Origin of the sequence: Brooklawnia cerclae, from assembly GCF_011758645.1 — a bacterium.
GTDB lineage: Bacteria > Actinomycetota > Actinomycetes > Propionibacteriales > Propionibacteriaceae > Brooklawnia > Brooklawnia cerclae.
In genome coordinates this window covers 519505-531658 of the sequence record NZ_JAAMOZ010000001.1, presented here as the reverse complement: position 1 = coordinate 531658, position 12154 = coordinate 519505, and the positions used below count along the sequence as shown (strand labels likewise).

Below are 12154 nucleotides of genomic sequence, written 5' to 3'. Positions count from 1 at the left end.
CAGACCTCAGCGGGCCAGACGCCTGGCGACGATCGCCGCGAGTTCCTCGGCGACGTGCTGCGCCTTTTCCTGCGTCACGGCCTCCACCATCACCCGCACGAGGGGCTCGGTTCCCGACGGGCGCAGGACGACTCGTCCGCCCTCGCCGAGCTCGCGGTTGGCCGCCGTGACCGCCTGGGTGATCTCGGGATCGATGCCGGCGCGCATCTTGTCGACGTCGGGAACGTTGATCATCACCTGGGGCAGGGTCGTCATCACGGACGCGAGGTCGGCTATCGACCGTCCGGACGACGCCATGCAGCCAGCGAGATGCAGACCCGTGAGCACCCCGTCGCCGGTGTTGGCGTACTCGCTGATGATGACGTGTCCCGACTGCTCCCCCCCGAGGCTGAAGCCGTTCTCGGCCATCGCCTCCAGCACGTAGCGGTCGCCGACGCGCGTCTGGTCGACCTTGATGCCGTGGTGTTTCATCGCGTTGATCAGCCCGAGGTTGCTCATGATCGTCGCGACCAGCGTGTTGCTGTGCAACCTGCCCTGTGACTGCAGATACAGGGCGAGGATCGCCATGATCTGATCACCGTCGACGATCTCCCCGGACGCATCGACCGCCAGACATCGATCGGCGTCACCGTCGAGGCCGATCCCCAGATCGGCTCCGTGTGCGACCACGGCCGTCTGCAACCCCTCGATGTGGGTCGACCCGCAGTTGTCGTTGATGTTGAGCCCGTTGGGAGTGTCGTTCGTCCCGATCACAGTGGCGCCGCTGGCCTCGAAGGCGGGGACGGCGGTGAGGGATGCCGCTCCGTTCGCGGCGTCGACGACGATCTTCAGCCCGTCGAGACGGACCCCCTCAAGACTGGCCACCAGATAGTCGATGTAGCGGTGCAGCAAGGTGCCGTCGTCCCTGGAGATACGGCCCACCGCGGCGCCCGTCGGGTGACGCCACGGTTCGTTCAGGCGCTGCTCGATGGCGTCCTCGATGTCGTCGTCCAGCTTGACCCCACCACGCTGGAAGAACTTGATGCCGTTGTCGGGCATCGGGTTGTGGGAAGCCGACAGCATGACTCCGAGGTCGGCGCCCTGTGCGTTGACGAGATGGGCCAGACCAGGGGTGGGGACGACACCGACATCGACGACGTCCACACCGGCGCTCGCGAGCCCCGCGTCCACCGCGGCTTCGAGGAACTCGCCCGAGATGCGGGTGTCGCGGCCGACGAGTGCGAACGGTCGTCTGTCATCGAACGCGCCGGCTTCGCCCAGCACGTGGGCAGCGGCCACCGCCAGCTCCATCGCGAGTTCAGCGGTCAAGTCGTCATTGGCGACGCCACGCACGCCGTCGGTTCCGAAGAGTCGTGCCATGGGCACAGAGCCTAGCGTCAGCTCCGGAGCACTGCGATCGGGGCGATGCGGCCCGATCGCTCCGGCGGACACGAAGCCGCGATCAATGTTTCCCACAGGTCGCGACTTCCGGCCCGAAGTGTCACAGCCGACCTCTAGAATCGTACACATGTTCGATTGGTTGGGTGAATGGGTGCCGGACGACCGCAGCCCCATGTGCGAGCGCCGCCGGGCTGCAGTGGAACACCTCGCGGCCGCCGATCGCGCGGTACGGCAGGCCGAGGCCGACCGGCTCGCGGCCGCAGCCGAGTTGTGCCAGGTGTTCGCCGACACCATGCCCGCCGACGAGGCCCCCATCGACAGCACCGACGACGGGGTGCCGCCCATCCCTCGGTACGCCCATCTCGAGGTCGCGGCCAGGCTGAGCACCTCGGCAAGAGCCTGCCAGGCCCTGCTGGCCGACGCTCACACCCTGCGCCACCGTTTCCCCACCGTGTGGCGACAAGCACAGACCCTGGACGTTCCCGCCTGGACAGCCCGTCAGCTCACCCGCTGGTGCAGCGAACTCACAGCGCACGAGGCCGCGTGGGTCGATCGGCAACTGGCCGACCGTCCCATCGGTGGCTGGACGCAAGCACGGCTCCACAAGCTCGTCGACGGTTTGTGCTCGATCGCCGCACCACAACTCGCCGCCCAACAGATCGCGGCCGCGAAAGACCGGCGCCGCGTCTGGATCGGACCGTGCGATCCAGACCTCACCAACGAGGTCTGGGCGCGTATCGACGCCGCCGACGCCCGCTACCTCGACGACACCGTCGACCGCATCGCCGCGGCCTACGCCGACCGCGGCGACACCTCGCCACTCGACCAACGACGCGCCAGGGCCCTCGGACTCCTTGCCTTCCCCGCCCGGGCCCTCGCTCTGCTGCACGGCGACGACCCCGACGTAGACAAGCTGCTCCCCCGTGCGAAGGTCTACGTCCACACCACTCCGCAGGCTCTCGCCTCGGGCCAGGGCATCGCCCGCGAGGAGACCCTCGGCGCGATCCCCGTCGGGCTCCTCAGGGACGTGCTGGCCACCCACCGCATCCAGATCCAGCCCGTCATCGACCTTGCCGGTATGGCACCGGCCGATTCGTACGAGATCCCCCACCGCATCCGCGAGGCAGTCGTCCTGCGCAACCCGGTCGAGGTATTCCCCGGCTCGTCGCGGGCCGCACGCGGCTGCGACCTCGATCACACGATCCCCTACTGCTTCGCCGGGCCGCCCGGCCAGACCAGGCCCGGTAACCTCGGCCCGCTCACGCGCACCGTACACCGCGCGAAGACCCATGCCGGCTGGCAGCTGCGTCAGCCCACTCCGGGCGTCTTCGACTGGGCGAGCCCCCTCGGCTACCGTTACCGCGTCGATCCCACCGGAACCCATCGCCTTGAGGACACGCCACTCGAGTAGCGCTCGTCCCACAACGGACGACGCCCGCTCCCACGAGCGGGAACGGGCGTCGCTGCTGTCTACTGGACAGCGCTGGGAGTCAGCGCTTCGAGTACTGCGGAGCCTTGCGGGCCTTCTTGAGACCGGCCTTCTTGCGCTCCTTGACGCGAGCGTCACGGGTCAGCAGACCCGCCTTCTTCAGCGACGGGCGGCTCGCCTCGGTGTCGATGGCGTTGAGAGCACGAGCGATGCCGAGCCTCAGCGCACCGGCCTGGCCGGTGACACCGCCGCCGACGATGCGGGCGATGACGTCATAGGAGTCGACGACGGCCGCGGTCACGAAGGGCTCGTTGATCGACTGCTGGTGCACCTTGTTGGGGAAGTACTCCTCCAGGGTGCGGCCGTTGATCGACCACTTGCCGGTGCCGGGCACCAGCCGGACGCGGGCGATGGCCTCCTTGCGGCGGCCGGTGCCGACGCCGGGGGCGACGACCGCCGGACGCGAGGTCGAGGCGACCTGCGTGGCACCCGCGGAATCGGATCGGTAGGCGATCTCGCGGTTCTGCTCGTCGACGAACGGGGTGGTCTGGGTATCGACGACAGTCTCGTCGGTCTGGGTCTCGGACACGGTCACTTCCTCGCGGTTCGGCGCGCTCACTGCGCGACCTGGGTGATCTCGTAGGGCTGCGGACGCTGCGCGGAGTGCGGGTGCTCCGGACCTGCGTACACCTTGAGCTTGGTCATCTGCTGGCGGGACAGCTTGTTCTTGGGCATCATGCCCCACACGGCCTTCTCGACCAGGGTGCGCGGGTCCGCGTCACGGAGATCGCCCGCGGTCCGCGTGCGCAGGCCACCCGGGCGGCCCGACACCGAGTAGCGCAGCGAGTCGGTGGTCTTCTTGCCGGTCAGCGCAACCTTCGACGCGTTCACGACCACGACGAAATCGCCACCATCGATGTGAGGGGCGAAGGTCGCCTTGTGCTTGCCACGCAGCAGCTTGGCGATCGTGGTGGCCAGACGGCCGAGCACGACATCGGTGGCGTCGATGACGAGCCACTCCCTGGTGATCTCACCAGGCTTTGGGCTATACGTAGTCACGGGTTGTCTTCCGTCCAGTTGATTTTGCGAGGACACGAACAAAAAGGCGTTCCCATTCTTCCTGGGACCCGGGATCTGCGAACAGACCCCGCGCGGGAACGACCGCCGTCCAGATTAGTCGACGACGGCCGACCGCACCAAATCGGGGTGACGAGCAGGCGTCCGGAAGATGTCCGGAATCCTTGCAGACCCCTGCACAGGGGGGCAATGTTGGTTCATGAGTTCAAAGGCGAGCACATCAGCACCCCAGGCAACCGATCCCGCAGACCTTCGCAACGTGGTCCTGATCGGTTCGTCGGGATCGGGCAAGACCACGTTGTTCGAGAACCTCATTCGCACCCGCGTGCCCGGCTACCGCGGGGAGAAGGACGATCCCGAGCGCGCCGCGGCCCTCACCCTGGCCACGATCACCAACGGCAGCACCGTCATCAATCTCCTCGACGCCCCGGGCAACCCCGATTTCGTCGGCGAGTTGCGCGCAGGTCTGCGCGCCGCCGACGCCGCCGTCTTCGTGATCAGCGCGGCGGACGGCATCGACATCACCACCAGGCTGCTGTGGGCCGAGTGTGCCGGCGTCGGCACGCCCCGGGCGATCGTGGTGACCAAGCTCGACACGGAGCGAGCCAGTTTCGAGGCCACCGTCCAGGAATGTCAGCAGGCCTTCGGCGAGGGCGTCCACCCCGCATACATGCCGTTCGTCGACGACGACGGCCAGATCGTGGGGAGCCTGTCGCTGCTGAGCCGCAAGGTGCACGACTACTCGTCCGGACGCCGCGTCGCCCGCGTGGCCAGCGACGCCGAAACCGAGGCGATCGACGGGTTCCGCACCGAGTACCTGGAGTCGATCATCACCGAATCCGAGGACGACGACCTGCTCGAACGCTACTTCGACGGCGACGAACTGGCGGTCGACGAAGTGGTCCAGGATCTCATGAAGGCCCTCTACCTCGGCCGGTTCTACCCGGTGATCCCCGTGCTCACCAGCGGCGTCGGCACCGAGGAACTCATCGGCGTCATCGACCGGGGGTTCCCCACACCGCTGCGCTGGAAGCCACCGCTGGTCACGACACCCGCGGACGACCCCGTCGACGTCCCGGACGTACAAGCCGACGGGCCGCTCATCGCCGAGGTCATCCGCACCACTTCCGACCCCTACGCGGGCCGCCTGTCCATGGTGCGCGTGTTCAACGGCACCCTCCGCCCCGACGCCTCGGTGCATCTCTCGGGGCGCCGGGGCCGTCAGGTGGACGACACCGAGCGCGTCGGCCTGCTGTCGGCGCCCGCGGGCATCGACCTGGCGAGCAAGGACAAGGCCATCGCCGGGGAGATCGTGATGGTCGCCAAGCTCACCACGGCCGAGACCGCGGACACACTGAGCGACGCCTCGTCCCCCGTGGTCGTCGAGCCGTGGCCGCTGCCCGAACCACTGCTGCCGACGGCCATACGCGCCGCCACCCGGGGTGATGAGGACAAACTTGCCGGGGCGTTGCAGCGCCTGCTGGTGGAAGACCCGACCGTGCGCATCGAGCGCGCCTCCGGCACCGACCAGCTGCTGCTGTGGACCACAGGTCAATCGCACCAGGACCTGCTGATGACGCGCCTGAAGGAGCGCTACGGCGTCAACATCCAGGTCGACCAGATCCACACACCGCTTCGTGAGACGTTCGTGGCTCCGGCCAGCGCCCACGGGCGCCATGTCAAGCAGTCCGGAGGCCACGGGCAGTACGCCGTCTGCGACATCCGGATCGAGCCGAACGTGCGCGGTGCCGGGTTCGAGTTCATCGACAAGGTCGTCGGCGGAGCGGTGCCGCGCCAGTTCATCCCGTCGGTCGAGAAGGGTGTCAGGACGCAGATGGAACGCGGCACGATCACCGGCTATCCGATGGTCGACATCAAGGTGACTCTCTACGACGGCAAGGCGCACTCGGTGGACTCGTCCGACATGGCCTTCCAGGCGGCCGGGGCCCTCGCCCTGAAGGAGGCGGCCTCGGCCAGCACCGTCGCACTGCTGGAGCCTCTCGACGAGATCGGCGTCGAGGTGGCGGACGAATACCTCGGCGCCGTCATGACCGATCTGGGTAACCGGCGCGGCCAGGTGCAGGGCACCGACTCCGTGGGTGAGGGACGCAGCGTCGTCCGGGCGCTCGTCCCGCAGAGCGAGCTGTGCCGGTACGCCATCGACCTACGTGGCATAGCCCGCGGCACCGGCACCTTCACCCGGTGTTTCCACGGCTACGAGTTGATGCCGGCGAACGTCGCCCAGGAGCATCTGAAGGGCTGAGCGGCGTCCCACCAGTAGGCTGGCAGGCATGCCACAGCCAACGCGTCCGGTTGCACCGAGCCGGACGATCGTCTCGTACGTGCGCAGGAGCCCGCGTATGAACGACTCGCAGCGCCAGGCGCTGACCCGGCTGTCGGACGAGTACATCGTGGAGGTCCCGCGCGGCGAATTGAGCACCTCGGTGGCACCCGGGACGACGGTCGAGTGGCGCGAACGCTTCGGACGCGAGGCCCCGCTCGTGGTCGAGATCGGCTCGGGCACCGGGGATTCTCTGGTGGCGATGGCAGCGGCACGTCCGGCGATGAACGTGGTGGCCTTCGAGGTCTACGAGCGCGCAGTGGCCAGTTCCCTGCTGAAACTCGCCGATGCGCGGGTGCACAACGTGCGGCTGGTGGTGGCCGACGGGGTGCAAGGGCTCGAGCAGCTGGTGTCTGTCGGCACACTGGCCGAGTTGTGGACCTTCTTCCCCGATCCGTGGCACAAGACCCGCCATCACAAACGCCGCCTCGTCTCGCCCGCGTTCGCCGCGCTCGTGGCCACACGGCTCGTCCCCGGTGGCCTGTGGCGGCTGGCCACCGACTGGCCCGACTACGCCGAATGGATGCGCGAGGTGCTGGACGCCGAGCCCGCGCTGGAGAACGCACACGCCGATGCACCCGGAGGCCGGGCTCCCCGCCCACCCGACCGGCCGGTCACCCGTTTCGAGGCACGCGGGCTCGCGGCCAGGCGTCCCGTCGTCGACCTGCTGTACCGGAGGATGCCGTGACCCGCCGCTGGCGCCTCGACATCGCCTACGACGGCACCGCCTTCCACGGCTGGGCGACGCAGGAGGGCCTGCGCACCGTGCAGGGTGAGCTGGAGCACTGGATCACCATGGTGCTGCGGCTCGACGAGCCCGCCCGGCTGACCGTTGCCGGACGCACGGACGCCGGCGTCCACGCTCGCGGGCAGGTCGCCCACGTCGACCTGCCGAAGGAGGTCGACGGCACGCACCTCGCTCAGCGGCTGGCACGAGTGCTGCCCGAGGACGTCGCCGTGCGCACGGTACGCCGGGCCCCGGAGGGATTCGACGCCAGGTTCTCGGCCACGTGGCGCCGCTACGTGTATCGCCTGTGGGATCCGGACTCACATCCCGACCCGGTGCTGCGCGGCCAGGTGACGCCCGTGCGAGAGCGACTCGACGTCGCGGCCATGGACGCGGCTGCGGCCGGTCTTCTCGGGCTCCGTGACTTCGCCGCCTTCTGCAAGCACCGGGAGGGGGCCACGACCATCCGGAACCTCACGCTCCTCTCGGTTGCCAGGCAGGACGATCCCAGTCGTACCATCACCTGCGTGGTACAGGCCGATGCCTTCTGCCATTCGATGGTGCGCTCGCTGGTCGGCGCCCTTTGGGCGGTCGGTGCTCACAGGCGGGATGCCGCCTGGCTGGCCCGCATGGCCGCGCAATCCGTGCGGCAATCCGACATCCACGTGATGCCCGCACGAGGTCTGTGCCTCGAAGAGGTCGGCTACCCACCCGACGAGCTGCTGGCCGAGCGGGCCGCCGAGGCGCGTGCCTTCCGCGAACTGCCGGCCCCACCCTGTACAGGATGCGAATGAGCCACTATTTCGAGACCCCCGACAAGCCCGCCGCGCTCCACGAGGTACAGGCGACCATCTGGGACGACGAGTACACCTTCTGGTCGGCCCCCGGCGTGTTCAGCGCACACAGGCTCGACCCGGGCACCCGGGTGCTCTTCCGCGCGACCCAGCCTCCCCCGGCGTCCGCTCGAAGACTTCTCGACCTGGGGTGCGGCTTCGGACCGATCGCTGTCGCACTGGCGCGCAATTGTCCGGACGCCCGGGTGGACGCCGTGGACGTGAACGCGCTCGCCTGCGAGCTCACGGCTCGCAATGCGGAGCGGTTCGGGGTGGGCGATCGCGTCCACTCCGGTCATCCCGGCAGCATCGAGCCACAGGCGAGCTACGACGAGATCTGGTCCAACCCACCGATCCGTGTGGGCAAGACCGCCCTCCACGACCTGCTGATGACCTGGTTGCCGAGGCTTCGAGCCGGCGGGATCGCCTGGCTCGTCGTCGGGCGCAACCTCGGTGCCGACTCCCTGCAGACCTGGCTGATCGATCAGGGCTGGCCGACCGACCGGGTCGCGTCGAGCAAGGGGTACCGCGTCCTGCGCATACAGCCGGAATAAACGCGGCCGACCTTGTCGCTGTACCAGACAGCGGCCAAGGCCGCGGCATCGACCCCCGAAAGGAAGCGAAGCAATCATGGCCATCTACACCCTGCCTGATCTGGACTACGACTACGGTGCGCTGGAGCCCTACATCAGCGGCGAGATCATGCAGCTCCACCACGACAAGCACCACAAGGCCTACGTGGACGGCGCCAACACCGCGCTGGAGAAGCTTGCCGAGGCCCGCGCCACAGGCGATTTCGGCGCCGTCAGCAAGCTCGAGAAGGATCTGGCCTTCAACCTCGGCGGCCACACCAACCACAGCATCTTCTGGAAGAACCTGGCCCCCAACGCCCCCGAGCGTCCCGACGGTGAGCTGGCCGCCGCGATCGACGAGTACTTCGACAGCTTCGATGCCTTCAAGAAGCAGTTCGGCGCTGCCGCGCTGTCGATCCAGGGTTCCGGGTGGGGCGCCCTCACCTACGACCCGGTCGCCGGACGGCTCAACACCCTGGCCTTCTACGATCAGCAGAACAACCTTCCCGTGGGTTCGGTGCCGCTGCTGTTGCTCGACATGTGGGAGCACGCCTTCTACCTGCAGTACAAGAACGTCAAGGCGGACTACGTGAACGCTTTCTGGAGCGTCGTCAACTGGGCCGACGTCGCCGCCCGCTTCGCCGCCGCCAAGTAAGCCGCGACAAGCAAATTCAAAGACGCCCTCGTCCTCCGGGACGAGGGCGTCGCCGCGTCCGCGGACAACAGAATCCCAACGATTTACTTAGATCTTCTTTGCAATCTCTCAGGTTCCACGTAGAGTGTTCACCGCGGGTGGGCTAGGACCACCCCGTACCCGGACAACCAACCTGGAGAAGACCAATGAAGAAGACCGTTGTCGCGATCGTAGCGGGCACCGTCACCGCGGTGTCCGTTGGGGTCGGAGGCATCGCCAGCGCCGCCGACAAGGCGATCACGCTGTCGGTCGATGGCCAGGAGCAGTCGGTCCACGTGTGGGGAAGCACTGTCCAGGACGCTCTCGACAAGAATCAGATCGTCCTCGGCGCGCACGACCAGGTCGTGCCGACCGCAAGCGACAGGATCTCCGACGGGACCACGGTCGTCGTGAAGTACGGCCGCCCGCTCACCATCATCGTGGACGGCAAGAGCCGGACCATCTGGACCACGGCTCTCACGGTCGACGAGGCGCTCGCCGAGTTCGACCTGCACGACAAGGACACCCGGCTGTCGGTCGACCGGTCCACACCGCTCGGACGCGAGGGCCTCACCTTGTCGGCCACCACTCCCAAGAACGTCACGATCACCGTCGACGGCGCGACGGTGGACGCGAAGTCCACGGCGTCCGACGTCGACGCGCTGCTCACCGAGAAAGGCGTCAAGCTCGGTTCGGACGATCGGGTCTCCCCCGACCGCGCCACCGCGTTGAGCACAGGGCTCGCCGTCGTCGTGCAGCGCGTGTCGAGCCAGGAGGTCACCGAGACGCAGCCGGTCGACTTCGAGACGGTCTCCACCGAGAACGCCGACCTGGCTCAGGGCACCGAGCAGGTGACCCAGGAGGGCCAGGCAGGCGAGAAGAACGTGGTCATCAAGGTGGTCACGGTCGACGGGGTCGAGGAGTCACGGAGCGTCGTCCGCGAGGACGTGACCAAGCAGCCCGTCCCGAAGCAGGTGTCGGTCGGCACCAAGGCCGCGTCCACCTCGACGACCTCCACCAACACCGGTGCGTCGGCTCCGACGGTGGCCAGCGGCTCGGTCTGGGATTCCCTCGCCCAGTGCGAATCCGGCGGCAACTGGGCCATCAACACCGGCAACGGCTACTACGGTGGCCTGCAGTTCTCGGCCGGTACATGGCAGGCATACGGAGGCGGCACCTACGCGTCGACCGCCGACCAGGCCACTCGCGAGCAGCAGATCGCCATCGCGTCGCAGGTTCAGGCCGCACAGGGCTGGGGAGCCTGGCCCTCCTGCACCGCCAAGCTCGGCATCAGCTGACCCGACGGATGTGCCGGGGGTCTTCACCCCTGGTCGTGGAACCCCCGGTACATCCACCGCGGCACTGCCTCACCCGTGAACCACGCCTTCCACACCTGGTAGGCGACCGGCCCGGCGAGTCCCAGCCGGGTGTCCACGGTCGACCAGGGATAGACGGGACGCACGTCGCTCAACGGCGCGAATCTCACATGGCCCGCTCGATGGTCAGCCCTCGACGCGCAGACGTCCAGCGTCCGACCCGCATGAGTGACCCGCAACCACGTATGCCGGATGACCCACCACGGCGCGCTCCCCGGCCTCGGCGGAGTGAATCGGACGCGAGCCGCCTGCACGACCTGCACCTCGAATCCGAGCCCGGCGAGCACCCGCCCCAGCGCCATGTTGTATTGATCGGAGAACCCGCGGCTGTTGCGGAAAGCCACGCCCGAGCCCTCCCACAGATGCCACAGCGAGTAACGAGTGAACTTCTGGTTCACCAGCCGTGTGGCGTAGTCCACGAGCTCCCAGCCGTCGAGGCTCGTCGCGAGGCAGTCGTCCAACGCCTCGTCGAGCGTTCTGACATCGCGCGGAAGATTCGGGACAGGCTTGGGCGCTCGCGCCACCACGGGCACGGCGATGACGCCGACGACACCCGCGACCGCCAGCCAGAACTTGCTCTTTCGGTTCACAGTCCCCCCCCAAGGTCGGAGTGGATGGAAAGCATGGCTTCAACACTGCGCTGCCAGCCGAACTGCTCTGCCCGCGCTCGGGCCGCGCTCCGCAGACCGGGCGACAGGCGCGCGATCAGGCGTTGAACGGCATCGGCCAGACCGTACGGGTCCGGCGGCGCCCATTCGCCACAGGTGGCGTCCACCAGCTCGTGTGCGCCTCCGCGATCGGACGTGACGACGGGGGTTCCACAGGCCAACGCCTCGAGCACGGCCAGGCCGAAGGTCTCCGTCGGGCAGACCGACAACGAGATGTGCGAGCGAGCGAAACGACGGGCCATCTCACCACGCCCGCTGACGTGTCCGTGGAAGAAGACCGGCGCATGCCCGGCCTGGCGGCGCAGCCGACTCGCGTCCGGGCCGGTTCCGTACATGTGCAACTGGACGGGCACGCCACGCCGATGCAGCTCGACGGCCGTGGCGACGGCGAGCTGCGGATACTTCTCGTGCGACATGCGTCCGACATAGCACAGCTGAGTGGTCGCGGATCCCGGATCGGGCTCGCCGACCGTGGGAGTGAAGGTGTCGAGATCAACACCGAGCGGCACCTTCACCAGGTTCGCGCCTGTTCCCTCAAAATCACCAGCGGAATAGTCGGAAGTGACGACGACGACGTCGAACTCCCTTGCGAGGCGCCGGTTGAGGGCGCCGACGGTCGACTCGACCCCAACCGCCGACCGGAGCCACCCGGCAAGCATGTCGTCCAGCCGTTCGTGGCTGAGGAGCACCGAGCCGACCCCCCGGCGGCGGGCCCAGCCGCCCACGGGCGACAGCGTCCATTTGTCGGAGCATTCCACCGATGTGGGCCGGAAGCGCTTCAACACGTCCAGTGCGCGCCATGGCCTGGCAACCATGCGATATGTGGACGACACCCGCGGCGACCGCACCTGGACGATGATGCCGTCAGCGGTCTCGGTGACCAGGTCACGAGCCCCGGGGACGAGCAGGACGCGCTCCGCGCCGGCCGCGACGTAGCCCTTGCCGAGCTGGTCGATCGCGACTTTCATGCCCCCCGATGTGGGACCGACGAAGTTGGCCAACTGGGCAATACGCAGTTGCCCCATGAGCACCTCCCTCGGCTGTCTGGGGTGAGCTTACCAAGCCGAGGGAGGTGGGG

At 68.1% G+C, this 12154-nt stretch carries 12 protein-coding genes; 7 read left to right on the top strand and 5 right to left on the bottom strand.

Features of this window, described 5'->3' with window-relative positions; translation table 11 throughout:
• Positions 1 to 6 precede the first annotated feature (6 nt).
• Complete coding sequence (gene glmM, locus FB473_RS02615) at positions 7 to 1359, bottom strand: phosphoglucosamine mutase (RefSeq protein WP_167164571.1); 1353 nt, start codon at positions 1357 to 1359, stop codon at positions 7 to 9.
• A 148-nt stretch (positions 1360 to 1507) separates the two neighbouring features.
• On the opposite strand from glmM, the gene FB473_RS02610 reads away from it, so the two are divergent.
• Complete coding sequence (locus FB473_RS02610; RefSeq protein ID WP_167164569.1) at positions 1508 to 2791, top strand: 13E12 repeat family protein; 1284 nt, start codon at positions 1508 to 1510, stop codon at positions 2789 to 2791.
• Positions 2792 to 2870: 79 nt separating this feature from the next.
• On the opposite strand, the gene rpsI is transcribed toward FB473_RS02610, so the two are convergent.
• Entirely contained in the window at positions 2871 to 3398 is a 528-nt protein-coding gene (gene rpsI, locus FB473_RS17820; RefSeq protein ID WP_167168905.1) for a 30S ribosomal protein S9, read from the bottom strand.
• A 26-nt stretch (positions 3399 to 3424) separates the two neighbouring features.
• A complete protein-coding gene (gene rplM / locus FB473_RS02600; RefSeq protein WP_167164567.1) occupies positions 3425 to 3868 on the bottom strand; it encodes a 50S ribosomal protein L13 in 444 nt (147 codons plus the stop codon).
• Between the two features lie 217 nt (positions 3869 to 4085).
• Here rplM and FB473_RS02595 point away from each other — a divergent pair, with 217 nt between their 5' ends.
• From FB473_RS02595 to FB473_RS02570, 6 genes are all read left to right on the top strand, one after another.
• The gene (locus FB473_RS02595) at positions 4086 to 6149 is read left to right on the top strand and encodes an elongation factor G-like protein EF-G2 (RefSeq protein ID WP_167164565.1); all 2064 of its coding nucleotides are present in this window, start codon (positions 4086 to 4088) and stop codon (positions 6147 to 6149) included.
• A gap of 28 nt (positions 6150 to 6177) precedes the next feature.
• Positions 6178 to 6915, top strand: coding sequence for a tRNA (guanosine(46)-N7)-methyltransferase TrmB (gene trmB / locus FB473_RS02590; protein WP_167164563.1), 738 nt, complete (start codon positions 6178 to 6180; stop codon positions 6913 to 6915).
• Positions 6912 to 7748: a tRNA pseudouridine(38-40) synthase TruA gene (gene truA / locus FB473_RS02585; RefSeq protein ID WP_167164561.1), complete on the top strand. Its 837-nt coding sequence runs from the start codon at positions 6912 to 6914 to the stop codon at positions 7746 to 7748. The genes trmB and truA overlap by 4 nt, the downstream gene beginning before the upstream one ends.
• Positions 7745 to 8341 carry a class I SAM-dependent methyltransferase gene (locus tag FB473_RS02580; RefSeq protein ID WP_167164559.1) on the top strand — a complete coding sequence of 199 codons (597 nt, stop codon included), beginning with the start codon at positions 7745 to 7747 and terminating at the stop codon, positions 8339 to 8341. Before truA ends, FB473_RS02580 begins: the two co-directional genes overlap by 4 nt.
• 76 nt (positions 8342 to 8417) lie before the next feature.
• Entirely contained in the window at positions 8418 to 9014 is a 597-nt protein-coding gene (locus tag FB473_RS02575; protein WP_167164557.1) for a superoxide dismutase, read from the top strand.
• Positions 9015 to 9199: 185 nt separating this feature from the next.
• Positions 9200 to 10330: a resuscitation-promoting factor gene (locus FB473_RS02570; RefSeq protein ID WP_167164555.1), complete on the top strand. Its 1131-nt coding sequence runs from the start codon at positions 9200 to 9202 to the stop codon at positions 10328 to 10330.
• 23 nt (positions 10331 to 10353) lie between these two features.
• Here FB473_RS02570 and FB473_RS02565 read toward each other — a convergent pair whose 3' ends face one another.
• Entirely contained in the window at positions 10354 to 10998 is a 645-nt protein-coding gene (locus FB473_RS02565; protein WP_167164553.1) for a hypothetical protein, read from the bottom strand.
• Entirely contained in the window at positions 10995 to 12101 is a 1107-nt protein-coding gene (locus FB473_RS02560; RefSeq protein ID WP_167164551.1) for a glycosyltransferase, read from the bottom strand. Before FB473_RS02560 ends, FB473_RS02565 begins: the two co-directional genes overlap by 4 nt.
• Positions 12102 to 12154 lie beyond the last annotated feature (53 nt).